Source organism: Pseudomonas sp. BTN1 (genome assembly GCF_001907715.1).
Classification (GTDB): domain Bacteria; phylum Pseudomonadota; class Gammaproteobacteria; order Pseudomonadales; family Pseudomonadaceae; genus Aquipseudomonas; species Aquipseudomonas paracarnis.
The window spans coordinates 1-24,939 of record NZ_MPBM01000014.1; the positions used below are offsets into that span (position 1 = coordinate 1).

24 protein-coding genes and 1 pseudogene are annotated in these 24,939 nt (G+C 61.8%); 9 read left to right on the top strand and 16 right to left on the bottom strand.

The genetic code is table 11. From position 1 onward, the window contains the following. Positions 1-982: pseudogene (locus tag BMH52_RS05510) on the bottom strand (ribonucleotide-diphosphate reductase subunit beta); the annotation flags it as partial. A gap of 334 nt (positions 983-1,316) precedes the next feature. Here BMH52_RS05510 and BMH52_RS05515 point away from each other — a divergent pair. After that, positions 1,317-1,532: a molybdopterin-binding protein gene (locus tag BMH52_RS05515; RefSeq protein ID WP_003173733.1), complete on the top strand. Its 216-nt coding sequence runs from the start codon at positions 1,317-1,319 to the stop codon at positions 1,530-1,532. Positions 1,533-1,589: 57 nt separating this feature from the next. On the opposite strand, the gene BMH52_RS05520 is transcribed toward BMH52_RS05515, so the two are convergent. Then, positions 1,590-2,735: a MalY/PatB family protein gene (locus tag BMH52_RS05520; RefSeq protein ID WP_072434668.1), complete on the bottom strand. Its 1,146-nt coding sequence runs from the start codon at positions 2,733-2,735 to the stop codon at positions 1,590-1,592. 201 nt (positions 2,736-2,936) lie between these two features. On the opposite strand from BMH52_RS05520, the gene ggt reads away from it, so the two are divergent. Then, positions 2,937-4,661, top strand: a complete 1,725-nt coding sequence (ggt, locus tag BMH52_RS05525) for a gamma-glutamyltransferase (protein WP_072434667.1) — start codon at positions 2,937-2,939, stop codon at positions 4,659-4,661. Between the two features lie 121 nt (positions 4,662-4,782). Here the strand turns inward: ggt and BMH52_RS05530 are convergent, their stop codons facing one another. The 3 genes from BMH52_RS05530 to ampC form a co-directional block, all read right to left on the bottom strand. Further along, positions 4,783-5,307: an AAA family ATPase gene (locus BMH52_RS05530; RefSeq protein ID WP_014718660.1), complete on the bottom strand. Its 525-nt coding sequence runs from the start codon at positions 5,305-5,307 to the stop codon at positions 4,783-4,785. After that, positions 5,304-5,867, bottom strand: a complete 564-nt coding sequence (pnuC, locus tag BMH52_RS05535) for a nicotinamide riboside transporter PnuC (RefSeq protein ID WP_014718659.1) — start codon at positions 5,865-5,867, stop codon at positions 5,304-5,306. Before pnuC ends, BMH52_RS05530 begins: the two co-directional genes overlap by 4 nt. A 113-nt stretch (positions 5,868-5,980) precedes the next feature. Continuing rightward, positions 5,981-7,123, bottom strand: a complete 1,143-nt coding sequence (gene ampC / locus BMH52_RS05540; protein ID WP_014718658.1) for a class C beta-lactamase — start codon at positions 7,121-7,123, stop codon at positions 5,981-5,983. 129 nt (positions 7,124-7,252) lie between these two features. Between ampC and BMH52_RS05545 the strand changes: the two genes are divergently transcribed. Further along, positions 7,253-8,125, top strand: coding sequence for a LysR family transcriptional regulator (locus BMH52_RS05545; RefSeq protein WP_072434666.1), 873 nt, complete (start codon positions 7,253-7,255; stop codon positions 8,123-8,125). A gap of 153 nt (positions 8,126-8,278) precedes the next feature. On the opposite strand, the gene yghX is transcribed toward BMH52_RS05545, so the two are convergent. The 3 genes from yghX to BMH52_RS05560 are packed head-to-tail and all read right to left on the bottom strand — an operon-like array spanning position 8,279 to position 10,644. Then, positions 8,279-9,166, bottom strand: a complete 888-nt coding sequence (gene yghX, locus BMH52_RS05550) for a YghX family hydrolase (RefSeq protein ID WP_073843124.1) — start codon at positions 9,164-9,166, stop codon at positions 8,279-8,281. A 44-nt stretch (positions 9,167-9,210) separates the two neighbouring features. Continuing rightward, complete coding sequence (locus BMH52_RS05555) at positions 9,211-9,705, bottom strand: PaaI family thioesterase (RefSeq protein ID WP_054897340.1); 495 nt, start codon at positions 9,703-9,705, stop codon at positions 9,211-9,213. Between the two features lie 48 nt (positions 9,706-9,753). After that, positions 9,754-10,644, bottom strand: coding sequence for a DMT family transporter (locus BMH52_RS05560; protein ID WP_073843126.1), 891 nt, complete (start codon positions 10,642-10,644; stop codon positions 9,754-9,756). Between the two features lie 89 nt (positions 10,645-10,733). Between BMH52_RS05560 and BMH52_RS05565 the strand changes: the two genes are divergently transcribed. After that, the gene (locus BMH52_RS05565) at positions 10,734-12,059 is read left to right on the top strand and encodes a PLP-dependent aminotransferase family protein (RefSeq protein ID WP_073843128.1); all 1,326 of its coding nucleotides are present in this window, start codon (positions 10,734-10,736) and stop codon (positions 12,057-12,059) included. A 7-nt stretch (positions 12,060-12,066) separates the two neighbouring features. Here the strand turns inward: BMH52_RS05565 and BMH52_RS05570 are convergent, their stop codons facing one another. Beyond that, on the bottom strand, positions 12,067-12,498 hold the full coding sequence (locus BMH52_RS05570; RefSeq protein ID WP_014718653.1) for a nuclear transport factor 2 family protein: 432 nt from the start codon (positions 12,496-12,498) through the stop codon (positions 12,067-12,069). A gap of 155 nt (positions 12,499-12,653) precedes the next feature. Here BMH52_RS05570 and BMH52_RS05575 point away from each other — a divergent pair, with 155 nt between their 5' ends. After that, positions 12,654-12,887: a DUF6434 domain-containing protein gene (locus BMH52_RS05575; protein ID WP_014718652.1), complete on the top strand. Its 234-nt coding sequence runs from the start codon at positions 12,654-12,656 to the stop codon at positions 12,885-12,887. Between the two features lie 88 nt (positions 12,888-12,975). On the opposite strand, the gene BMH52_RS05580 is transcribed toward BMH52_RS05575, so the two are convergent. Next, positions 12,976-14,685, bottom strand: coding sequence for an amidase (locus BMH52_RS05580; protein ID WP_072434664.1), 1,710 nt, complete (start codon positions 14,683-14,685; stop codon positions 12,976-12,978). 192 nt (positions 14,686-14,877) lie between these two features. On the opposite strand from BMH52_RS05580, the gene BMH52_RS05585 reads away from it, so the two are divergent. Beyond that, positions 14,878-15,192, top strand: a complete 315-nt coding sequence (locus BMH52_RS05585) for a DUF2834 domain-containing protein (protein ID WP_056784659.1) — start codon at positions 14,878-14,880, stop codon at positions 15,190-15,192. Between the two features lie 50 nt (positions 15,193-15,242). On the opposite strand, the gene BMH52_RS05590 is transcribed toward BMH52_RS05585, so the two are convergent. Genes BMH52_RS05590 through BMH52_RS05600 form a run of 3 tightly spaced genes read right to left on the bottom strand, consistent with a single transcriptional unit; the run spans position 15,243 to position 18,178 of the window. After that, positions 15,243-16,166, bottom strand: a complete 924-nt coding sequence (locus BMH52_RS05590; RefSeq protein WP_057975762.1) for a sugar ABC transporter substrate-binding protein — start codon at positions 16,164-16,166, stop codon at positions 15,243-15,245. Between the two features lie 42 nt (positions 16,167-16,208). Next, a complete protein-coding gene (locus BMH52_RS05595; protein ID WP_072434663.1) occupies positions 16,209-17,333 on the bottom strand; it encodes a phytanoyl-CoA dioxygenase family protein in 1,125 nt (374 codons plus the stop codon). Then, entirely contained in the window at positions 17,333-18,178 is an 846-nt protein-coding gene (locus BMH52_RS05600) for an SDR family oxidoreductase (RefSeq protein ID WP_057975764.1), read from the bottom strand. The genes BMH52_RS05595 and BMH52_RS05600 overlap by 1 nt, the downstream gene beginning before the upstream one ends. A gap of 124 nt (positions 18,179-18,302) precedes the next feature. On the opposite strand from BMH52_RS05600, the gene BMH52_RS05605 reads away from it, so the two are divergent. Next, the gene (locus BMH52_RS05605; protein WP_073843130.1) at positions 18,303-19,328 is read left to right on the top strand and encodes a LacI family DNA-binding transcriptional regulator; all 1,026 of its coding nucleotides are present in this window, start codon (positions 18,303-18,305) and stop codon (positions 19,326-19,328) included. A gap of 43 nt (positions 19,329-19,371) precedes the next feature. Next, positions 19,372-20,376 (top strand): inositol 2-dehydrogenase, encoded by a 1,005-nt coding sequence (gene iolG / locus BMH52_RS05610; RefSeq protein ID WP_057975766.1) that lies wholly within the window; start codon positions 19,372-19,374, stop codon positions 20,374-20,376. A gap of 183 nt (positions 20,377-20,559) precedes the next feature. Here the strand turns inward: iolG and BMH52_RS05615 are convergent, their stop codons facing one another. Further along, complete coding sequence (locus BMH52_RS05615; protein WP_072434661.1) at positions 20,560-21,771, bottom strand: MFS transporter; 1,212 nt, start codon at positions 21,769-21,771, stop codon at positions 20,560-20,562. Between the two features lie 102 nt (positions 21,772-21,873). Here BMH52_RS05615 and BMH52_RS05620 point away from each other — a divergent pair, with 102 nt between their 5' ends. Continuing rightward, positions 21,874-22,695: a helix-turn-helix domain-containing protein gene (locus BMH52_RS05620; RefSeq protein WP_014718649.1), complete on the top strand. Its 822-nt coding sequence runs from the start codon at positions 21,874-21,876 to the stop codon at positions 22,693-22,695. Here BMH52_RS05620 and BMH52_RS05625 read toward each other — a convergent pair. Both BMH52_RS05625 and BMH52_RS05630 read right to left on the bottom strand, forming a co-directional pair. Then, positions 22,688-23,878 carry an MFS transporter gene (locus BMH52_RS05625; RefSeq protein WP_072434660.1) on the bottom strand — a complete coding sequence of 397 codons (1,191 nt, stop codon included), beginning with the start codon at positions 23,876-23,878 and terminating at the stop codon, positions 22,688-22,690. The two genes, BMH52_RS05620 and BMH52_RS05625, sit on opposite strands and share 8 nt — an antisense overlap. Beyond that, on the bottom strand, positions 23,875-24,897 hold the full coding sequence (locus tag BMH52_RS05630; RefSeq protein ID WP_072434659.1) for an alpha/beta hydrolase: 1,023 nt from the start codon (positions 24,895-24,897) through the stop codon (positions 23,875-23,877). The genes BMH52_RS05625 and BMH52_RS05630 overlap by 4 nt, the downstream gene beginning before the upstream one ends. Positions 24,898-24,939: the final 42 nt, after the last annotated feature.

The following is a 24,939-nucleotide window of genomic DNA, read 5'->3' on the forward strand; positions in this document are numbered from 1 at the left end:
GGGTTGGGTGTTTATTTCTCTCGGTGTCGCAGAGGGGGGTGGGTTGTGGATTTTGATCTGGGTTGATAACGTCGATGCGGAAGGTCAGGTGCGTCGACTCATCGCGCAGGATGTACTGGAACTGCTCGGCCACGCCGGTCATCTTGTTGCGGCGGCCCATGGACAGGATCTGGGTGAAGCCGCAGTAGAAGAAGATGCCTTCCAGTACGCAGTAGTAGGCGACCAGGTTGCGCAGCAGCTCTTTGTCGGTGTCGACGGTGCCGGTTTCGAACTTCGGATCGGAGATCGAGCGGGTGTACTTCAGGCCCCAGGCGGCCTTTTTGGCCACCGATGGAATCTCGTGGTACATGTTGAAGATCTCGCCTTCATCCATGGCCAGCGATTCGATGCAGTACTGGTAGGCGTGGGTGTGGATCGCTTCTTCGAAGGCCTGGCGCAGGATGTACTGGCGGCACTCCGGGTTGGTGATCAGGCGGTACACGGCCAGCACCAGGTTGTTGGCTACCAGGGAGTCGGCGGTGGAGAAGAAGCCCAGGTTGCGCATGACGATGCGGCGCTCGTCGTCGGTCAGGCCTTCTGGGTTTTTCCACAGGGCGATGTCGGCGGTCATGTTGACCTCTTGCGGCATCCAGTGGTTGGCGCAGCCGTCGAGGTACTTCTGCCAGGCCCAGTCGTACTTGAATGGCACGAGTTGGTTGAGGTCGGCGCGGCAGTTGATCATGCGCTTTTCATCAACGGCGACGCGGGCGGAGGCACCTTCCAGCTCGGCGAGGCCTTCGGCGACGTCGAGTTTGTCCAGGGCGGCCTTGGCGCGCACGATGGCGGCGGAGTCGTTGGCGGTGACGGCGCGGGCTTCCACGGCGGCAGCGGCGCCGGCACCGTCGAGGCGGTCCATGTTGGCTTCGGTGGCGTGGCCGGCGTTGGCGCCTTTGATCACCGCTGCACCGGTGTCTTCGTTGTCGACTTCATCCCAACTCAGCATGGAAATACTCCTTCCTGATACTCGAAAAATAAATGTTTTTGCAGGCTACAAGGCATTGAAATACTGCGCGTAGTGTGATCGGTAAAATACCGGCGCTGCACACTATGTAGTGGTCTGATCTGTTTGTAGGCACACTATATGGGGTGTAACAAAGTTGGTCAACGCACAAGATGTGCGGTCATAGGTCGCTGCTGGGCACGACACATAATTTTTAGATATATCCTTATCGAATAAATAAATAGGTATTTATTCCTTTTAATATTTTATCCGGCAGCGCATTTTGAGGGCCTGCGCATTCGTGCGGATTGACCCAACAGCCAAAAGGAAAGCCGACATGACCATCAAAGCGATCAACGTGCGCAACCAGTTCAAAGGCGTGATCAAGGAGATTCTGCTGGGGGAAGTGGTGTCGGAAATCGACGTGCAGACCGCATCGGGCATTGTGACGTCGGTGATCACCACGCGCTCGGTGCGTGACCTGGAATTGAAGGTGGGCAGCGAAGTGATTGCCTTTGTGAAGTCGACGGAAGTGTCCATCGCCAAGTTGTGAGTGGACAAAACAGCCCGGGAAGAGGCGCGTTCTCTTCCCGTGCAACTGCGACCGAAGTCAGCGGTTTTGCAAGCAGATCTCCATGCGTTCGACGCCTTCCTCCAGCATCAATCGTGGGCAACCGAAGTTCAGGCGCACGAACTGTTGGCTGTCATCACCAAATTCGATCCCCGCGCTCAGGCCGACCTTGGCCTGCTCAAGGAAAAACTGCTGCGGGTCATCCAGGCCAAGAGCGCTGCAATCGAGCCACGCCAGGAAGGTGCCCTGTGGTGCATGCATCACCACGCCGGGCAGGCGGGTTTTTACCGCATCAAGCAGGTAGTCGCGGTTGGCTTGCAGGTACTGCACCAGCGCGCTGAGCCAGTCGGTGCATTCGCTGTAGGCGGCGCGGGTGGCTTCCAGGCCCAGAGGGCTGACGCTGTCGACCATGCCACAGCGCGCCTGATTGAAACGCTCGCGCACCTCGGCGTTCTGGATCACGGCGAAGCAGGTCTTCAGGCCGGCCACGTTATACGCCTTGCTCGCCGACATCAGCGTGATGGTGCGCTGGGCAATCTCTGGGCTGAGGCTGGCGGTGGGGATGTGGCGGCGGCCGTCAAAGCACAGCTCGGCGTGGATTTCGTCGCTGATGATCAATGCGCCGGTTTCCAGGCAGGCATTGGCCACTGCCATCAGCTCTCCACGGGGAAACACTTTGCCGATGGGGTTGTGCGGGTTGCTCAGCAACAGGGCTCCGGCCCCGTTTAGGGCTTGGCGCATCGCGGGCAAGGGCGTGAGGAACTCGCCGTTGACTTGCTCGAACGGCACCTCGATGCGTGGCAGGTTCCAGTTGCCGGGCGCCAGGCGAATCGGCCGATAGTTGGGGGTTTGCAGCACCACCGCCTGGCCAGGCTGGACGAAGGCGTGCAGGGCCATATTGAAGCCAGGCTCGACGCCAGGCAGGAACAGCAGTTCTTCGGGCTGTACGCGCCAGGCGTACTTGGCCCACAGGTCAGCGACGATGGCATCGCGCACGTCCGGGCCGGCCACGCTGTAGCCGAGAATCTGCTGGTCGAGCCGCGCGTGCAGGGCTTGCAAGATGGCGGGCGGCGCGGCGATGTCCATATCGGCGATCCACATCGGCAGAACGTCTTGCGGGTAACGGCTCCACTTGGTACTGCCGGTATCGAAGCGTGGGTGGATCGTGTCGAAATCAAAGCTCATGGACAGGCTCGTATCAGGGCGGCTGCGAAAGAATGGCGCCGATTCTAGCGCCATTAATTTTATAGGCCAGAGCTGATTGCCGCCTTGCACAGCGGTGTGCGTTCCATGACCGACAAGTTCTGTAATAAAAACGCCATTGCGCTGGGGATTGAATCAGCGAGGGGCTATTTTGGTGCATCTCAATAATCAGAGTAGCCATGGATGAAATACCAACCCTTGAGTCACACCTTGATTGCTACCGCGCTGGTATTAACGGTCAACGGGGTGCACGCAGCTTCCCAAGCCCCGGTTGCGGGTGAAAATGGCATGGTGGTCACGGCCCAGCACCTGGCAACCCATGTGGGTGTCGATGTGCTCAAGGCCGGCGGCAACGCGGTCGATGCGGCGGTGGCGGTAGGTTATGCGCTGGCGGTGGTGTACCCGGCGGCGGGCAATCTGGGCGGCGGCGGCTTCATGACCGTGCAACTGGCGGACGGGCGCAAGACCTTCCTCGACTTCCGCGAAAAAGCCCCGTTGGCGGCGACGGCTGACATGTACCTCGACAAGGCCGGCAATGTGGTCGAAGGCCTCAGCGCCAAAGGCCATTTGGCGGTCGGCGTACCGGGCACGGTGTCCGGCATGGAACTGGCCCTGAGCAAATACGGCACACTCAAGCGCGCCCAAGTGATTGCCCCGGCGATCAAGCTGGCGGAAAACGGCTTTGAGCTGGAGCAGGGCGATATCGACCTGTTGCACACCGCCACCGGTGAGTTCGAAAAAGACCAGGATATGCGTGGCATCTTCCTGCATAACGGCGAGCCGATGCAGGTAGGCCAGAAGCTGGTGCAGAAGGACCTGGCCAAGACCCTCAAGGAAATCTCGGCCAAGGGCACCGACGGTTTCTATAAAGGCTGGGTCGCCAAGGCGGTGGTGGATTCCAGCCAGGCCGGCAAAGGCATCATCACCCAGGCTGACCTCGACGCCTACAAAACCCGCGAACTGGCCCCCATCGAGTGCGACTACCGTGGCTACCATGTGGTCTCGGCGCCGCCACCCAGCTCGGGCGGTGTGGTGATCTGCCAGATCATGAATATCCTCGAAGGCTACCCGATGGCCGATCTGGGCTATCACTCGGCCCAGGGCCTGCACTACCAGATCGAAGCGATGCGCCACGCCTACGTGGACCGCAACAGCTATCTCGGCGACCCGGACTTCGTGAAGAACCCCATTGAGCACCTGCTGGACAAAAACTATGCGGCTAAGCTGCGCGCGGCGATCGAACCGCAGAAGGCCGGTGACTCCCAGGCGATCAAGCCAGGTGTATCGCCCCATGAAGGCAATAACACCACCCACTATTCCATCGTCGACCAATGGGGCAACGCGGTCTCGGTGACTTATACCCTCAACGACTGGTTTGGCGCCGGGGTGATGGCGAGCAAGACCGGGGTGATCCTCAACGATGAAATGGACGACTTCACCGTCAAGGTCGGCGTACCGAATATGTATGGGCTGGTGCAGGGCGAAGCCAACGCCATCGCACCGGGCAAGGCGCCGCTGTCGTCGATGAGCCCGACCATCGTCACCAAGGACGGCAAGGCGGTGATGGTGGTCGGTACACCGGGGGGCAGTCGCATCATCACTGCGACTTTGCTGACCATCCTGAATGTCATCGACTACAAGATGAATATCCAGGAAGCCGTGGACGCGCCGCGTTTCCACCAGCAGTGGATGCCTGAGACCACCAACCTTGAGACGTTTGCCGTGAGCCCGGATACCCAGAAGATTCTCGAGAGCTGGGGCCATAAGTTTGCAGGTCCCCAAGATGCCAACCATTTGGCCGCGATCCTGGTCGGTGCGCCTTCTCTGGATGGCAAGCCGGTGGGTAACAACCGCTTCTATGGGGCCAATGACCCGCGACGCAATACGGGGTTGTCGTTGGGCTACTGAAGCCTGGTACGGTAAAAAATGTGGGAGCGGGCTTGCCCGCGAAAGCGGTGGGTCAGTCTATGCATGTGCTAGCTGATACAGAGCATTCGCGAGCAAGCCCGCTCCCACAGGGGGCAGTGTGTCAGGGCTTGAGCAGCTGGGTTACTGCGGCAAATGCCGCCTGGCGCCGTTGTTCCCAGTCTCCACCAATCACCACCCGTGGCTGTCGATGCTCCTGCATCCACTCCAGGCTGGCCTGAAAAAACGCCCGGCGATCCGCCAGTTCCGGCTGGCAGCGCTGGCCGTCGGCACTCCATTCCACGTCTTCGGGGGAGAGCAGCAGGTGCAGGTCGTAATGCCGCGCCAGGAGTTCGTCATCAAGCCAGCCGGGGTAATCGCCGAACAGGGTCTGGCTCCAGAGTTTGTTGGTCAGCAGGTGGGTGTCGAGGATCAGCAACGCGGGGCATTTGGCGCGGGCGGCATCCTCCCAAGCCAACTGGCCTTCGGCGATGGCCGGGATATCCGCCAGGGTGGTGTCGCGCTGATGCTGATCGATGAAGTACCGCACATATTCCCCCACCATCAACCCGCCGAAGTGCGCGTGCAACTGCGCCGCCAGCCAGCTCTTGCCGCTGGATTCGGGGCCCGCCAATACCACCACTTTCATGTGCGCAACGCCGGGTCGGCGCGCCACTCGCGCCAACCTTGCACGGCAATCACGGTAAACAGCGCGTAGAGCGCGGCGGTGAGGTAGAGGCCTTTGTAAAGGAACAGGCCGACGAAGATCACATCGACCACGATCCATAATGCCCAGCACTGCACGCGTTTTTGCGCCATCCACATCTGCGCCACCAGGCTGAAACCGGTGAGCGCGGCGTCCAGCCAGGGCTGGGCGGCGTCGGTCCAGTGGGCCATGGCGGCACCCAGCAACAGGCTGCCGACGGCGCCAACAGCCAGGCTGGCCATGATCGCCGGCACGCCCAGGCTAGTGACCTGGCGGCCCTGCTTGACCTCGCCGGCGCGGGTCCACTGCCACCAGCCGTAGACCTGCAAGGCCGCATAGACCAATTGCAGGAGCATGTCGGAGTAGAGCTTGACCTCAAAGAAAACCCAGGTGTAGAGCAACACCATCACCAGGCCGATGGGCCAGCACCAGGGGTTTTGTTTGACCGTTAGCCAAACGGCGATCACCCCCAGGGCGGCGGCAAACAGTTCAAGCCCGGACATGGCGGATCCTTGGGGGAGTGGGAGAGGGCGGTGATTGTACCTAGAGCCCAGCGATCTTCAAACGTGCACCACCGACACTAAGGCAAGCCCCCGCCCATCGGGGTATACCGGCTTCAGTTATCCATTGCACTCAAGATCGCATAAGCCACTTTCACCCGTTCGGCATTCGGGTAGTTCTTGTTGGCGAGGATTACCACACCCATGTCCTTGCTGGGTACATACGCCACATAAGCGCCAAAGCCGCCGGTGGAGCCGGTTTTGTTGTAGAGCACGTTGGCGGGCTGCGGCTGGGCGGGTTTGAGCCAGTTAACCTTGTGCGGTTCCATCGCCATCGGTGTGGAGTTGCCGTCAAGCAACGCTTGCAGGGCGATGGGGTAGGGGTAGCGTTCCCAGCCCAGGCCCTGGGTCATGCCGTTGACGGTGTAGTAGCCGGCGTGAGTGGTGGCAAGGGCCTGCTGCACCGGTTGCTCCAGGGTTTGCGGGTGCATGTTCGCGATCACGTAGCGGGCCAGGTCCTGGCTGCTGCTCTTGAGGCCATAGGCTTCGAAGTCCAGGGCGCCAGGGTTGACGCGTACCGGTTTCTGCTGGCTGTCATAGCCCTGGGCGTATTGGCCGGCCTTGTCGGCGGGGACGCGAGTGTAGGTATTGGTCAAGCCCAGCTTGGGCAGCAGGGTTTTTTCCATGGCGACGGTGAACGGCTGGCCCAGGCTTTTTGCGGTCACGTAACCGAACAGGCCAATGCTGGGGTTGGAATACAGGCGTTGTTCCCCCGGTGCGTAAGTGGGTTTCCACTGCCGGAAATAATCCATCATGGTGGTTGCACTGTCGGCGGCATCCGGAAACTGCAGCGTCAGGCCGCCGGCGGTATAGGTGGCCAGTTGCAGCAGGCTGATGCGATCGAACGCGCTGCCAGCCAAAACGGGCAGATGTTGGCTGGTCATGTCCGACAGCTTGAGCTTGCCGATGGCCTGGGCATACCCGCCGAGGGTGGCGTTGAAGGTTTTGCTCACAGAGCCGATTTCGAACAGGGTGTTTTCAGTGACGGGTGCCTGGGTGTCTTTGGCGGCGACGCCGTAGTTAAAGTATTGCACTTTGCCGTGCTGGACGACCGCGACCGTCAGGCCCGGGATGCCTTGCTGTTTCATCAGAGGGGTGACGTGGCTGTCCACGACCTGGCGCATGTCGGTGGCGGCCATGCAGCTGCCGGCGCCCAGCAACAGGGCTGAAACCGCATATTTTTTCAGGGTGTGTTTCATGGTTCGCTTCCATGTAAATAAGGCAGTGGCGATGGTGGCCTGCGCAGGCGTGGCAAATGTAGGTGGATTTCCCGACGTGGGCAAACGATGATATCTCGCACCAGCCATTAGAAAAATTTGGGTCATGTCATGCTGCGTTCCCACCTGCCGCTCAATGCCTTGCGCGCCTTCGAAGCGTCGGCGCGCCATTTGAGCTTTACCCGTGCGGCCATTGAGCTGTGCGTGACCCAAGCGGCAGTCAGTCATCAGGTCAAAAGTCTCGAAGCGCAACTCAACGTCACGCTGTTCAAGCGCCTGCCTCGGGGCTTGATGCTCACCAGCGAAGGCGAATCCCTGCTGCCCGTGCTGCGTGACGCCTTCGACCGTATCGCCCTGACCTTGGATCAGTTTGAAGGCGGCCATTACCGGGAAGTCCTGACGGTGGGGGCGGTCGGTACCTTTGCGGTGGGCTGGTTGTTGCCACGCCTGGCGGATTTTCATAGCCGCTACCCGTTGATCGACTTACGCTTGTCCACCCACAACAACCGCGTGGATGTCGCCGCCGAGGGCCTGGATTATGCCATCCGCTTTGGCGCCGGCGCGTGGCACGGCACCGATGCGTGCCCTTTGCTTGAGGCACCGTTGACGGTGTTGTGCGTGCCGCAGATTGCCGAACAACTGCGCAGCCCGGCTGACGTGTTGAAGCATACCTTGCTGCGTTCCTACCGTGCCGATGAGTGGAGCCTGTGGTTCCAGGCCGCCGGTTTGCCCAGCGATACCCGGGTGCCGCGCAGCGTGGTGTTCGACTCCTCGCTGGCAATGATGGAGGCCGCGCTGCAAGGTGCCGGCGTGGCACTGGCGCCAGCTCGTATGTTTTCGCGGCAATTGGAGAACGATGTGATCCGCCAGCCGTTCGAGATGGGGATCACCACCGGCAGCTATTGGTTGACGCGCTTGCAGTCGCGGGCTGAGACACCCGCGATGGTGGCGTTCAAAGGGTGGTTACAGGCGAGTGTTGCCTGAGCTGACGCCGATCAGTCTAGCGAACGCAATGCCCAAAGCAATGAAGATCAAAGGTGGCAGCTGGCTTGCCTGCGAAAGCGGTTGTGCAGTCACAGGTGCAGCGACTGACACACTGCCTTCGCGGGCAAGCCCGCTCCCACCGTCAGCGCTTGGCTAGGCGAGGTATTGGCGGAACCATCCCAGGGTGCGTTCCCAGGCAAGGTTCGCCGCTGCTTCGTCATAGCGCGGTGTCGAATCATTATGGAAGCCGTGATTGGCGCCCTTGTAGATAAACGCCTCATACCTCATCCCCGCGGCCTTCAATGCCTGTTCATACGCCGGCCAGCCTTTATTGATGCGCGTATCCAGTTCACCGAAATGCAACAGGATCGGCGCCTTGATGCGCGGCACGTCCTTGGCGTCGGGTTGGCGCCCGTAGAAAGACACTGCCGCGCCCAGTTCCGGGTAGGCCACCGCCGCTGCATTGGTCACGCCACCGCCATAACAGAACCCGGTGATGCCGACTTTGCCCGTGCTGCTGTCGTGGTGCATCAGCCATTCGATGGCGGCGAAGAAGTCGTTCATCAGTTTGGTCGGGTCGACGGTCTGTTGCAGTGCCACGCCTTTTTCATCATTGCCAGGGTAGCCGCCCACCGAGGTCAGGCCGTCCGGGGCCAAGGCGATAAAGCCGGCCTTGGCCAGGCGTCGGGCGACGTCTTCGATATAAGGGTTCAGGCCCCGGTTTTCATGCACCACCACCACGGCTGGCAGTTTGCCTGCGGCCTTGGCTGGGCGTACCAGATAGCCGCGCACGGTGCCGTTGCCTTTGGGCGAGGGGTAGGTGATGTAGTCGGCGACGATATCCGGGTCGGTGAATTGCACCTGTTCGGCCAGGGCGTAATTGGGGCTCAGGGCCGCGAGCAATGCCGAAGCGGTGAGGCCACCGAGGGTGAACAGCGCGGCGCGGTCGAGAAATTCGCGGCGGTTGATCTTGCCGTGGGCATAGCCGTCGTAGAGTTCCAGCAGTTCGGGAGCAAAGTCTTTCGCGGTCAGACGAGTCATCGGTGCAGTCCTCGATTAGCGGTTGCCGTCACTGTAGACCAGGATCAAACCTCGCGGCCATGGGCTGCGGCGGCCAGTTGCCCGGTGTCGACGCGCACGAACACCGAGTCGCCGACGGCGGTGAGCACGCTGCCTGCATACACTTCGCAGACCACACGGCTTTTGCGGCCGATTTCGCCTTCGACCCGAGCCCGCAGGACCAGGGGCACCCCCATGGGCGTGGGTTTGATGAATTTGATCCCCAGATTACCGGTGACGCAGTCGATGCGCGGCAGGCTGCCGGGTTCACGCTGTTCGGCGCGGTAGTGGTAGGCCATGGCGGTCCAGTTGGAATGGCAGTCCACCAGCATGGCGATCAGGCCACCGTAGACCAGGTCTGGCCAGCCGCTGTATTTGGCCTCGGGTTGATGCTCGGCAATGACGTGCACGCCATCGTCATCCCAGCGGCTCTTGATGTGCAGGCCATGGGGGTTGCTGCTGCCGCAGCCGTAACAGATGCCTTCCGGCGCCGTGGTGTCCTGGAGAGAAGCGCTGTGCATGCAGAGTCCTTGTTGTTTGGGCGACGCTTCTATTTAGCAGGCCAGGGGTTAGCGAGCAAACTTCTTCGCCCCGGCCACGCAGCCGATCACCGCCACCGTCACCAGCACCATGCCCAGGCTGACCTGTTCATGCAGCAAACCCGCTGCCAGCGCCAGGCCGAAGAACGGTTGCAGCAACTGCAACTGGCCGACCGCGGCAATCCCGCCTTGGGCCAGGCCGCGGTACCAGAATACAAAGCCGATCAACATGCTGAACAACGCCACATAGCCCAGGCTCAGCCATGCCGGCAAGCTGATGCCGCTGAGGGTGGACGGCGCCAACAACAGGCTCAAGGGCGCCACCACCGGCAGCGACACCACCAGCGCCCAGCAGATCACCTGCCAGCCGCCCAGGTTGCGCGACAGCTTGGCGCCTTCGGCATACCCCAGGCCGCATGCCAGCACGGCCAACAGCATCAACACATCGCCCGCGGGTGCGGCGCTCAAGCCTTGGGCAACGGCATATCCCATCACCAATAGGCTGCCCAGGATCGAAAACAACCAGAACACCGGCCTCGGCCGTTCACCGCCGCGCAGCACACCGAACACCGCCGTAGCCAGTGGCAGCAGGCCGATAAAGACGATGGAGTGGGCCGAGGTCACGTACTGCAGGGCCATGGCCGTCAGCAGTGGAAAGCCGATCACCACGCCAAGCGCGACGATAACCAGCGGTGCCCATTGCTGGCGCGTGGGGCGTTTTTCCTTGAATACCCCCAATAGGCACAACCCCAGTAGCGCCGCGAGGGTGGCGCGGATCATGGTCAGGAATACCGGATCGAATTCCATCACCGCCAGGCGCGTGGCTGGCAGCGAGCCGCTGAAAATCACCACACCGATAAAACCGTTGATCCAACCCTGGGTGCTGCTGTCCAGAGTGCCGAGAGGAGAAGTGCGTTCCATGGGGGACCTGTCCGAAAATGGCAGTTGCGTGCTGGGCATCCTAGGATTGAAGATTAAGACAATCAAAAAATTGTCATGGATACATCCCTATGCCCCGTGCTCGCTACAAGACGCTGGTCGATACCTTCGCCGAGGCCATCCGCAGCGGCCAATTGCAGCCCGGCACGCGGTTACCTACCCATCGGCGATTGGCCGCCGAGCATGGTCTGGCACTGGTCACCGCCAGCCGGGTGTACAGCGAGCTGGAAGCCATGGGCCTGGTCAGCGGCGAAACCGGGCGCGGCACCTTCGTGCGTGAGATTGCCTTGCCACCGGGGCAGGGCAGCGGGCAGATGACGGTTGCGGCGGGTTTGCTGGACCTGAATTTCAACTATCCGTCTTTGCCGGGCCAGGCCGAGCTGTTGCGCACGGCGTTGCGCCAGCTCGCCCTGTCTGGCGATCTGGAGGCGCTGCTGCGCTACCAGCCCCATGCCGGGCGTGTGCACGAGCGCGCCGCCGTGGCCCGGCACTTGTTGAACCGAGGGTTGGCGGTGCAAGCCGAGCAGGTGCTTGTCGTCAGCGGCGCCCAGCATGGCCTGGCGGTGAGCATGATGACCTTGCTCAAGCCTGGGGATGTGGTGGCGGTGGATGCATTGACCTATTCGGGGTTCAAGGTACTGGCCGAAACCCTGCACCTGGAACTGGTCGCCATCCCAGTCACCGCCAGCGGCCCGGACCTGGACCACCTGCACAGCTTGTGTCGCCAGCGCCCGGTGCGAGCGGTGTACAGCATGCCGACCCTGCATAACCCGCTGGGCTGGGTGATGAGCCTGGCGCAGCGCGAGCGCTTGGTGGCAATCGCCCGGCAGCACAACCTGATGATCATCGAGGATGGCGCCTATGCGTTTCTCGCCGAAGAAGCGCCGCCGCCCTTGGCGACCCTCGCACCCGAGCGCACGGTGTACATCGGCGGGCTGTCCAAGAGTGTCGCCACCGGTTTACGCGTGGGCTTTATCGCTGCGCCTATGGCGTGGGTAAGCGGGTTGGAACGCACGATCATGGCCACTACCTGGAACGTGCCGGGGGTGATGAGCGCGATTGCGGTGGGCTGGCTCGAGGACGGCACGGTGGCGCAACTGGAGGCGCAAAAGCGTGCGGATGCCCAGGCTCGTCAAGCGTTGGCAGCACAGGTGCTGAGGGGCGTGAAGACCATCAGCCACCCGTCATCCTACTTTCTGTGGCTACCGTTGGCGGAAGACGCCCGCGCCGATCAGGTCGCCATGACCTTGCAGCGGGCGGGCATCTCGGTTTCAACCGCCGAACCGTTCGCGGTCTCGGCCCAGGTGCCCCACGCACTGCGCCTGGCCCTGGGTTCGGTGCCGATGGCGGCGTTGCGTGAGGCGCTGGTGAAGGTGCGCAAGGTGGTGGCGTGGTGAGCGATCTTCAGTACTTGTAAGCCTGGCGACCAATCAGCAGCCATTTGCCATGCTGTTTTTGCCAGACCTGGAAGTTATCGATATCGGTTGGTGTGTCCACACCGCTGTTCACTGCCAGGGCGTGGAAGTGGTTGCGCACCAGGGCGGTATCGCCATTGAGGGTGATGGTCTGGTTTTGCATCTCCAGGGTTTTGAATGCGCTGGTATGGGTTTCTAGGTCGGCAATGAATTGCGCCTTGTTCTGCACCTTGCCGCTGGAGTGGCCGTAGGTGAGCTTGTCGGACGTCAGTGCATGAAGCTGCTTGAGGTCCAGGTGCAGCATGGCTTGGGTCAATTGATCGACTGCCTGGGCTACATCCTTCTCGGCTGCGCCGGGCGCGGCGGCGACGTAGCCGCAGAACAGGCACAGAAATCCGATCAGCACTTTGAAGTTGGGCATGGGGGGGTTTCCTTATTGTTGTTGGGAAATACGACGAGGTATGTCGTCGTACAACCATGCAATATTCTCAAGGGGAAAGGAAAGTGAAATTTGCAGGAGCTTGAGGTGAGGAGGCGCTAGAGTGTTCATCACCATCCGCGCAGCCGAGGTACATCATGGATTTTGACTGGCACAGCGACGTCATCACCCGTGCTACACCCGTCACCCCTAGCTACAAAAACACCCAGAACGTGCGCCGCTTTATGCTTGAGCAGTGCGGCCCGGCGTTCAAGTTCAACCGTCCATTCATGGCGTGGATTCGTAATGGCGCACCCAAGACCTTGGGGGAAGTGGTGGAGGAGTGGCAGCGTCGCAACGAGGTTCTTCGGTCGTCGCACCACGGTGTTTGAACTGAAATATGAACAACAACTGAGTGAGCGGACTGACACACTTCATTCGCGAGCAAGCCCGCTCCCACACTTTGAGTGAGGAGCCCAGCTAGATAGCCGCCAGCGGTGGCGTACGCGGCGGGATCATCCGTTTGCTGCCGGTGGCTTCGAACGCCGAGGCAAAGCGCAACAGCGCCGAATCGTCATAGGCACGCCCGGCGAAGGTCAGCCCCACCGGCATGCCAATGTCCGCCATCACGCCCATCGGCACGGTGACGGTGGGTACGCCCAGGTGGCGGATGGCGAGGTTGCCGTTGGCGACCCATACGCCGTTGCTCCAGGCGATATCGGCAGACGCTTCGTTCACATCGGCATCGGCCGGTCCTACGTCGGCCACGGTGGGGAACAGCACGGCGTCAAGCCCCAGGGTGTCCATCCAGTCTTCCAGGTCCAGGCGCCGGGTGTGCTCCAGGCCGCGCAGGCCATCGGGCACGGTGCTGATCTGGTCCCATGAGGTGATGCCGCGTTGGGCCATGCGCACGTATTCGTCCATGCCGGCGGCCAGGTCGTCTTCACGGTTGGGCAGGGTGCCGGGGTCGTGGGGGAAGATGTTCGGCCCGTCCACATCGGCCAGGCGGTTCAGGTGCGGGTCGCCGTTGGCGCGCAGGAAGTCATCGAAGGCCCAGGCTGACAGTTCCCACAGTTCGTCGTGGAGGAACTCTTTAGAGACCAGGCCACGGGTAAACACCGTCGGTGCGCCGGGGCGGTCGCCTTCGCAGTTGGACACCAGCGGGAAATCCACTTCGATCACTTCGGCACCCGCCGCTTCCAATGCCTGGCGCGCGGCTTGCCACAGTTCAATCACCGTGGCGCGGGTGTGGATTTTTTGCCCGGTCGGGCCGCCGATACCGGGTTTTTCGCTGGTGCCAGCCTCCGGGTCGGCGTTGATGTACATGCGCGGCACGCCAAAGCGCTTGCCGGCCAGGCTTTCGCTGTTGACTGCCAGCGCCGCGTAGGACTCCGGGCGCACCGAGGTGACGCTGGGGATTGGCACCCAGGGTTGCAGGCGCCACAGGTCGCCTCGTGTGTCCGGGTCTTCGGCCACCACGACGTCGAGCACTTCCAGCAGGTCGGCCATGGTGCGAGCGTAGGGCACTACCACGTCCATGGTCGGGGTCAGCGGCCAGTTGCCGCGCACGGAAATCACCCCGCGTGAAGGCGTGTAGGCACACAGGCCATTGTTGGAGGCCGGGCCGCGACCGCTGGACCAGGTTTCTTCAGCCAGCCCGAACGCGGCAAAGCTGGCGGCGGTGGCGGTGCCGGCACCGTTGGAGGAACCCGACGCAAACGGCGCGGTGAGGTAGTCGGCGTTGTAGGGGCTTTCGGCGCGACCGTACACGCCACGCTGCATACCGCCATTTGCCATCGGCGGCATGTTGGTCTTGCCCAGGCAGATAGCGCCACCGGCACGCAGACGCTCAATGGTGAAGGCATCGCGCTGGGCCACCAGCTTGGCAAACGCCGGGCTGCCGGATGCAGCCGTCAACCCCTTGACCAGGTAACTGTCCTTGGCCGTGTAGGGGATACCATCCAGTGGCCCCAGGGTTTGCCCCTTGGCGCGGCGTGCATCAGACGCCTGGGCTTCTTTGAGCGCATCGGGGTTGCGTACCACCACGGCGTTCAGTGCAGTGGCCGTCTGCGGGCCATCGTAGGCATCTATCCGCGCCAGGTACGCCTGCACCAGTTCAACTGCCGTGGTCTGGCCGGCTTCAAGCGCAGCGCGCAATTGGGCAATGGAGACTTCAGTAACTTGCATCACGTTTTTTTCGCCGCCTTCAAGTGGGGGTATGGCGGCAGTCTACGTACAGATATTTCACAAAACCAGCGCGGCCTACTTCGCGTAGGCGGCGGGAACGACATCCCCGCGCAAGGCGTCAGCAACATTGCGAGTGGCCGCCCTTTATCGCTAAGGTGGCCGCGTTGATCAACGTTGCACTTCAAGGAAGAGACCATGCAAAAACCTTATATCGCCCTGGCGGCCTTGCTGGGATTCACCGTCTATACCGTGGCGACCATGCTCACGGCCGAGCAGTCACTGTTGGCATTTGGATGGGAACTGATGTCCAGACCCGATACGGCACAGGTGGTGATTGACCTGTATCTGATGGCGGTGCTGGCGTGTGTGTGGATGTACCGGGATGCGCGTGGGCGAGGGCGGTCGATGGCCTCAGTGCTGCCGTATTTTTTACTGACGGCAGTGTTTGTGTCGGTAGGGCCGCTGCTCTATATCGTGGTTAATGGGTTTTCCCGGCGAACGCTCAACTAAGCCTGTATGGCAAGGGCGCAAGCTCCCTTGCCATGGGTAGTGCGCGGCCTTCAGGGATTAAGGAACGCTTGGTAGTTGTCCTTGGTGATCTGCTGATAAGGAATCGTCAGCTCCGCCGTGTACGGCTGCTGCTTGACCATCTTCACCGCCAGGTCGATGGAACCCACTGCCTGGCCCTTGTTGTCCTGGTACACCGTGACCAACAACTGGCCTTTTTTCACCGCGTCCAATCCCGCTGCGCCGCCGTCACTGCCGGCCACCAGGATGTCCTTACCCGGCTGCATGCCTGCCTGGCTGATAGCCATGGCCGCGCCAATCGCCATTTCATCGGCATTCGCGGCCACGGCATCGATTTTGCGCCCTGATACGATCCAGTTGTTCATCAGGTCAATCGCCTTGCCACGCTGCCATTCGGCGCTTTGCTCCTCGACGATCTTGATGTCGGGGTAGTCCTTCAGCACGCTCTTCACCCCCAGCGTGCGGTTATGGGTGGCGTTGTTGGACAGCAGCCCGAGCATGATCGCCAGGTTGCCCTTGCCGCCCATTTTCTCGGCCAGGTAGCGCATCTGGATTTCGCCGGCCTTGATCTCGTCCGAACCGACATAGCCCACGCCCGCTGGTACCTCCTTGAACTCCGGGCGGCGGTTGACGTACACCAGCGGGATCTTGGCCTGCTGGGCATTGAGCGTCATCTTCTGGGTGGCCGCTGTGTCCACCGCGTTGACGATAATCGCGTCCATGCCCTGGGCGGTGAAGTTTTGCACCTGATTGAGTTGTCGCACCACATCGCCCTGGGCGTCTTCAAACTGCAGGGTGACATCGGGCAGTTCCCTGGCGTGGGCGGCCATGTAGTCGCGCATTTGTGCGAGGAATACGTCGTCCACCTGGGCGATGCTCACGCCGATGCGAATGTCGGCCAGCGCCCAAGGGCTGAACGCCAGGACTAACAGTGCCGCAAGGAGTTGCTTCTTCATGGTTTTGCTCCGTTGTTTTTGTTGTTGTCAAAGCAGGGCGGTTTACGCTTGGCGTTTGGCCCGTAGCTGCACCACGGCGGCGGCGAAGTCCGAGCACGGCCAGCGTTCGTCGAGGGCTTGCAGCATCAGCTGTTGCCCGGTTTGTGGGGCCAGGCCCCTCAAGGGTGGGTCGGTGTCGAGGTTGGTGGGGAAGGAGTACCCGTCTGCGGTACAGGCGACCACGGCGTGGGCATCCAGGTTGGGGTTGGCGAGCAGCACCGGGTACACCGCCAGCATCATGCGGTCGCGGTCGATGGCTTCCATCGGCTTGCCGAACGCCGAGGAGATTTGCAGCAGGTTAGCCATGCGCTGGCGATCGGCCGTGCGGTTGGTGCCGGCGGCATGGAACAGCGCCGGGTTGAAGAACAGCAAGTCGCCCTTGTTCAGCGGCAATTGCACCGCGTGTTGCTGGAAGTAGTCGATAAACTCCGTGCGACGCCACGCCAGGTACCCCAAGGCGTACTGCTGGGAAAAGGGCAGCAGTTGGGTGGGGCCGGTTTCCAGCGGCATATCCGAGTGTGCGATAGCACCTTGCAACGTCAAATGTTGGGACAGCGCATGCAGCGGCAGCGGAAAACGTTCGACCACATCGCTGGTCTGAAAACCCAGGTGATAGTCACGGTGCGGCTGCTGCGCCTGGCCACCTGGATGCACCACATTGACTTGCGCCGTGACTTGAAAGCCCGGCCCCAACCAGGCTTCGGCAATCAACCCCAGCAGAGGGTTGGCGTAGTACTCGGCAAAAGACTCGGGGGACTGTAAGGCCGCCTTCTGCAACGCGTTCCAGATCCTGCCATTGCTACCGGCCTTGGCAAAGTGATCGGCAGCCACGCCTTGGGCGGCTTCATGGGCAAAGATCGCGTCGAAGACCTGGCTGTGGCGGTCCACCACTTCCAGGTCTTCATAGGCTTGGCGCACCACCATTACGCCGGGCCCGTCACGGAACAGGTGATGCAGCTCGTTCATGACGACCAGGCGGTCGCTGTTGCGCAAGGTGTGGGCCTGATAGATCGGCACACTGCCTTGTACCTCAAGGCACAGCGGGTAGTCGCTGGCGTTGGTGCGCTGCGCACAGATCCGGCTGAAGTCGGCCAGGCGCACCGCGTCGCCGTTTACGAAAGCCGACATCACACACCTCCTGGAAGGCTCAGGGCCTGGTGAGGTTGCGGGGTGCTGCTGTCGGTGCAGCCGACCACGCCCTGTTCCAGGTCGATGACCGCGCCGCTCATCATTCCCGACTCGGCGGACAGCAAAAATGCCACGCTGCGCGCCACCTCTTCGGGCTTGAGCAGGCGCCCAAACGGTTGGGCGCGTTCGGCTTCGGCCAGCCAGCCGTCCTGGGCGCCGTGGTACTGGCGCTGGATCTGATCCTCGTGGGGCGTGTCCATCCAGCCGATGTTCAGGCCATTCACGCGGATGCGGTTGCGCAAGGCACTGAACGCTACGTTCTTGGTCAGGATCGCCAGCGCGCCCTTGGACGCCGCGTAGGCACTCAAGAACGATTGCCCACCATGGCCGGTAACGCTCTGGATATTGACGACCGCACCTGCGACACCGTTGCTGATCATCAGCTTCAACGCTTCCTGCATGAGGAAAAACGGCGCCCGTACATTGACCGCAAACAAGCGCTCGAACAGCTCCGGCGAGGTGTCGAGAATGGTGCCGCGGTCAGACATGCCGGCGCAGTTCACCAAGCCGTGCAAGGTACCGAAATGGACGCGCGCTGCTTCGATGATAGCGCGGCAGTCTTCGACCTTTTCCAGGTCGGCCTCGACAAAAAATGCCTGGCAATCCAACTGGGCCAGCTGGCGCACCTGCGCGTCGCCCTCGGTACGGCGACGCCCGCAAATGATCAGCCCGGCCGCACCACGGCGAGCCAGGGTATGGGCCACCGCCGCGCCGAGGCCCTGGGTGCTGCCGGTGACGACAAAGTATTGGCCGCTGAACGAGGTCGCAAGATCGGTGTGGGGCATTGGGGTTCTCCTGGAATTTTTGTTGTTTTGCTGGCCCGGCTCGACGCCGGGCAAAACTGAGACTAGCATTGCAAAACCTCAATAACGCCCAAAAAAGACCTCAAAAACACCTCAGGCGAAACCCATGCTCGAACGCGCAAAACACTTTTCCATCAAGCAACTCGCCACCCAGGCTGGCGTCAGCAAGGCCACGGTGGACCGCGTGTTGCACCAGCGCGGCAGCGTGCACGCCCAGACACGGCGGCGTATCGAGCAGGCATTGGAGGAGTTGGAATCCCAGGAAAAAAATGGCTTGGCCGTGGGGCGTACCTTCCATGTGGACGTGATCATGCACACGCCCCAGCGTTTCAGCGCGGCGGTGCAGGCGGCGATCGTTGGCCAATTGGCCAGCCTGGCACCGTTTCGCATCGCGCCACGTTTTCACCTGTTCGAGGAGATCGAGCCCCAGGCCATGCATGACCAACTGCTGCGCTGCCTCGACACGGGCAGCCAGGGCGTGGTGCTCAAGGCTGCGGATGAGCCGGCGGTGAACCTGGCCGTCAAGCAACTGATTGCGGCCGGTATTCCGGTGGTGACCTTGGTCACCGACCTGCCCCAAAGCGAGCGCATCGGCTATGTGGGCATGGACAATCGCACGGCCGGCCAGACAGCGGCCTACCTGATGTCGCGCTGGCTGCCGACCGAGGCGCAGGACGTGGCGGTGGTGATCGGCAGCGAATTGTTCCGCGGCGAAGAAGAGCGCGAGATGGGTTTTCGTACCTGGCTGCGTGGCCGCGCCGAGTACCTGCGAGTACTGGATATCAGCGGCGGCTACGGCGTGTATGAGCGCACCTTTGAGCGAGTGACCCAAGCCTTGCTCCAGCACCCCGGGCTGAAGGCGGTGTACAGCGTCGGCGGTGGCAACCGCGCAATTGTCGACGCGTTTGCCGCCCAGGACCGTCCATTGGAGGTGTTCATCGGCCACGACCTTGACGAAGAAAACCGCCAACTGCTGAGGGAAGAAAAAGTCGCGGCGATCATCGATCACAACCTGCAGATCGATGCCCGCCACGTATTCCTGCACATCCTGCACTACCACCGGCTCTGGAAGGCCGGGCCGATTGCGCCGTCACAGGTGCAGATCGTCACGCCGTTCAACCTGCCGGACTGAAGCGCTGAAATACCACGTCCAATAACAATCCAGGAGTTCGACCATGCTACGTATCGCCGTTCTAGGTGCCGGGCGCATCGCCAAGATCCACGCCGCCAACGTTGCCGCCCATCCCAATGCCACGCTGGCGCTGGTGGCCGATCCCTGGCGCGCAGGTGTCGATGCCTTGAGCACCCAGTTGGGGTGTGAAGCCGCGTATGACTGCGCCGCCGTGCTGAGCCGCGAGGACATCGATGCGGTGGTGATCGGCACGCCCACCGACACCCACATCGACCTGTTGCTGGCTGCGGTGGCCCAGGGCAAGGCGGTGCTCTGCGAAAAACCCATCGACCTGGACATCGCCAAGGCGCGCAGCGCGGCGCAAACCGTGGAGCGCCAGGGCGGCAAGGTAATGCTCGGTTTCAACCGGCGCTTCGACCCGGACATGCTGCGCCTGCGCCAGGCGCTGGACGCCGGCCAGATCGGCGTCGTGCGCCAGGTGATCATCACCAGTCGCGACCCTGGCCTGGCACCGCGTGACTATCTGGAACACTCTGGCGGGATCCTGCGCGACATGACCATCCATGACTTTGACACCGCTCGCCATTTGCTCGGCGAGGAACCGGTAGAAGTCAGCGCCTTCGCCAGTCGCCTGGTGGACCCGACCCTGGAGCAGATCGACGACTACGACAGCGTCATGGTTTTGCTACGCACCGCTTCGGGCAAACAATGCCATATCAACTGCTGCCGCCAGGCGGTGTATGGCTATGACCAGCGCGTAGAAGTTTCCGGCGCCAGCGGCGTGCTGCTGACCGACAATCACCGGCCCAGCACCGTGCGCCATTGGAGCGCTGAGCACACCGAAGCGCTGGAGCCGTTGCAGCATTTTTTCCTTGAGCGTTACGCGGATGCGTATCGCAATGAGCTGACGCAGTTCATCGATGCGTTGAACGAGGGGCGCGAGTTGCCCACCAGTATGCGCGATGGCCTGTATGCGTTGCATCTGGCTGATTGTGCGTTGGAGTCGGTGAAGACCGGGCGCAGTGTGAGGGTCGGTCATGACCTGTAGCACGGCTGGGGGGTAGCTTACGTGGCCAGCGATGCGCTGTGGGTGCGGGCTTGCTCGCGAAGGCGGTGTGACAGTCAAGAACCTCATAGGTTGTGCCACCGTCTTCGCGAGCAAGCCCGCTCCCACATTTGGGGGGCGTGGAGTCAGTCAGGTACCCGTTGGCTTGCAGTCCAGCCCAACCAATCAGACCCCCTTGGTAGAAGGCAGCAGTACCGTCAGGATACCCACCAGCGGCAGGAACGAGCACAGCTTGTACACGTATTCGATGCCGTGATGGTCAGCGAGCATCCCGAGCAGCGCCGCGCCGATCCCGCTGAAGCCGAACATCAGGCCGAAGAATATCCCGGCGATCATGCCCACATTGCCCGGCACCAGTTCCTGGGCAAACACCACGATGGCCGAGAACGCCGAGGCGATGATAAAGCCGATGACCACGCTGAGTACGGCGGTCCAGAACAGGTCGACGTAGGGCAGGGCCAGGGTGAACGGTGCGGCGCCGAGGATCGAAAACCAGATGACTTTCTTGCGGCCGATCTTGTCGCCGATCGGGCCACCGGCAAAGGTGCCCACGGCCACTGCGCCGAGAAACAGGAACAGGTACATCTGCGAGCTGGCTACCGACAGCTGGAATTTTTCGATCAGGTAGAACGTGAAGTAACTGGTCAGGCTGGTCATGTACCAGTATTTGGAGAACACCAGCACAGCCAATACCACCAGGGCGAAGGTCACGCGGCCTTTGGACAAACCGTGGGTGGCCTGGCCGCCTTGCTTGAGCTTGAACAGGTTGAGGTGGTGGCGGTACCAGCGGCTCAAGCCGTACAGCACCAGGATGGCGAACACCGCAAACAGGCCGAACCAGGCAATGTGGCTTTGGCCGTAGGGAATGATGATCGCCGCCGCCAGCAACGGGCCGAAAGCGCTGCCGGTGTTGCCGCCGACCTGGAAGGTCGATTGCGCCAGGCCGTAGCGCCCACCGGAAGCCAGGCGTGCGACGCGGGAGGTTTCCGGGTGGAAGGTCGATGAGCCCACACCTACCAGCGCTGCCGCGAGCAATATCGCTGGGAAGTTGCCGACAAAGGCCAGCATCAAGATGCCGATCAAGGTGCACACCATGCCCGCTGGTAATAACCAGGGTTTGGGGTGGCGGTCGGTGTGGTAGCCGATCCACGGTTGCAGCAGGGAGGCGGTCAACTGGAAGGTCAGGGTGATCAGGCCAACCTGGGTAAAGCTCAGGCCGTAGTTGGCCTTGAGCATCGGGTAGATCGACGGCAGTACCGCCTGGATCAAGTCATTGATCAGGTGCGCCAGGGCACAGGCGCCCAGGACGCGCATGACTAAGGGGCTTACTTGCGAGCTGGTCGAAGGTGCGGCGGGTGACGCTGTGACTGTGGACATGCGGGCATTCCGTACAAGGCAACTGACAGGCGTGGAGGCGGGCGGCGGTGATGTGAACCGCCACTCCATCTGGACTCGGCGTTTATGCTAGATTCGGCGCCAATGCCTGTCTCGCGCAATTCGGGCAGAAACCATCGCAAAAAGGGCGAAATGATCAAATCACTGGATAAATTTCTGCGAGAGATCGATGAGGGCGACTGGGCCGTCATCAGTTCGGCCACCGATTACCCCGAAAACTGGGTGATCCCCGAACACAGCCACAACAAGCACCAACTGCTGTACGCCATTGGCGGTGTGATGGTGGTGTACTCGGCCCTGAGGCAATGGACGGTGCCGCCCAATCGTGGCTTCTGGATGCCTTGCGGTCAAGTTCACTCACTGCGCTGCGTAGGTACGCTGAAGATGCGCAGCGTGTTCGTGCGCCCGGACAGCTTCCCCAACTTGCCGGCCGAGCCCAAGACGGTGACGGTCTCGCCGCTGCTGAGCGAACTGATCAAGGCCTCGGTGAGCTTGAAACCGCCGTATGCCGAGGACTCACGGGACGCGAGGATCATGCACCTGATTCTTGATGAACTGGCCATCCTGCCGGCTTTGCCGCTGTCTTTGCCGCAGCCTGCGGACCCGCGCCTGAGCCCGATCTGCCTGGCGTTGCAGGATGAACCGAGTGATGCCTCCACCGTCGCCGACTGGAGTGCGCGGTTGGGATTGGACCAGACCACCATCCAGCGCCTGTTCCGTAAGGAAACCGGCATGACCTTCGGCCAATGGCGCCAGCAGGCGCGGTTGCTGCTGGCGCTGGAGCGCATTGCGGTGGGGGAGAAGATCATCGATGTGGCGTTTGAGTTGGGCTACGAAAGCCCCAGCGCTTTTACCAGCATGTTCAAGAAACAGTTTGGCAAAACGCCGAGTCATTTTTTCAAATAGCGTCGCTCGCCATGCGCGCATGAGCAGGGCGCCGGGATGCCAGGTAAGCCAGCAGCGTGGCGACTACCAGCAAGGCGGCGCTCAACTCGAAGGTGGCCTGATAACCGCTCAAGTCGAATGCCACACCACCGACGGTGGCACCGGCGGCAATCGCCAACTGGATGATGGCGACCATCAACCCCCCGCCGGCCTCAGCGTCGTCGGGCAAGGTGCGCGCCAGCCATGTCCACCAGCCAACCGGTGCAGCTGTCGCTACCAGGCCCCAGCAGCCCAACAGCACGGTGGTGACAATCGCTGAACCGCCGAGCCCCACCAGTGCAAGGGCGATGCCCGCCATGATCAGCGGGATGGCAATCAGCGTCGGGTACAAATGACGCTTGAGCAAATGCTCAATCAACACCGTACCCGCCAGACCGGCCAGGCCGAGCACCAGCAGCATCAGCGACAGGGTGGACACCTCGACCCGGGTCACGCCTTCCAGGAACGGCCGCAGGTAAGTGAACAGCATGAACTGGCCCATGAAGAACAGGCTGACGGCGCACATGCCCACGGCCACCTTGGAGTTTTTCAGCAGGCGCAGTGCATTGCCGGTGTTCGCTGCGCCGCTGTGCTTGAGCGCAGGCAAGCTCAGCCACAGCCAGGCCAGCGCAATCACGGCCACCGGCACCACGCAAAAAAATGCGCCGCGCCAGCCAATCAGGCCGCCAAGAAAGCTGCCCAGCGGCGCCGCGATCACCGTCGCCAGGGCGTTGCCACCGTTGACGATGGCCAAGGCCCGTGGCACTTGGGCGGGCTCGACCAGGCGCATTGCCGTGGCCGCCGACAGCGACCAGAAACCGCCAATCGCCACCCCAATCAATGCGCGCCCGAACATGAACACCGCGTAATTCGGTGCGAACGCCACCACGCTGCCAGAGAGGATCATCAGCAGGGTCAGGGCCATCAGCAGGCGCTTGCGATCCATCCTCGCGGCAACCGCCGCGATCACCAGGCTGGTGAGCAAGGCAAACACCCCGGACACGGAAATGCCCTGGCCGGCCTGGCCTTCAGTGATGTGCAAGTCAGCGGCCAGCGGTGTGAGCAGGCTGACCGGCATGAACTCGGAGGCGACCAAGGCAAACGCCGCGAGCGACATCGCCAGCACCGCGCCCCAGCGTTGCGGTTGAGGGATAACGGAGCTCACTGCAAGTGGCTCTGGAAGAAGGTGGTGAGCGTGTCAAACGGGATCAGTTCGACGCGGTCGTACAGGTCTACATGGCCGGCGTTGGGGATGATCAGCAATTGCTTGGGCTCGGCGGCGCGTTGATAGGCGTCTTCACTGAATTCACGGGAGTGCGCGTTGGCCCCGGTAATCAGCAGCAGTGGGCGCGGCGAGATCGTCTCGATATCGTTGAAGGGGTAGAAGTTCATGAACTTGACGTTACTGGTCAGCGTCGGCCGGGTGGTGGTCTGCGATGAGGCGCCTGCCGGGGTGACTTCGCCGCGGGGGGTGCGGTAGAAGTCGTAGAACTCGTCGCCGACCGGGTCGCCCGTGAGGCTCTGCGGCGTGCCACCGGTGTAGAGGGTCTCGCCGCCCTGGAACTCTACATAGCGCTGGTTGGCGGCCTGGCGCAGGATCTGCTGGCGCTGTTGCAAGGTCATGCCGTGCTTGAGGCCATTGCGGTTGGCCGCGCCCATGTCGTACATGCTGACGGTGGCGATTGCCTTGAGACGCGAATCGATCTTCGCAGCACTGATCACAAAACTGCCGCTGCCACAAATGCCGATGGCACCGATGCGTTCCCGGTCGACCTGTGGGCGAGTGCCGAGAAAGTCCACGGCGGCGCTGAAGTCTTCCACGTAGAGGTCGGGCAACACCGCGTTGCGCGGCGTACCGGCGCTTTGGCCCCAGAACGACAGGTCCAGGGACAGGGTCACGAAACCCTGTTCAGCCATTTTGGTGGCGTAGAGGTTGGCGCTTTGCTCTTTGACGGCGCCCATCGGGTGGCCGACGACAAGGGCTGCGTGCTTTGAGCCTGGGGCAAGGTGCTTGGGCACGAACAGCGTGCCTGCGACCTGCATGCCGTATTGATTGTTGAAGGTGACAGGTTCGGCCGTCACTGTGTCGCTGCTGTAGAAGTTATCCGCACCGTTAGACATATCGGCTCCAAATGAAGAAAGAGAAGTCACCAGCAAACCCAGGGCGAGCAAGAGGCGTTTCATAGGGATGTTCCTTGTGAAGTGTCCGCACATTTTCCGGGTGAC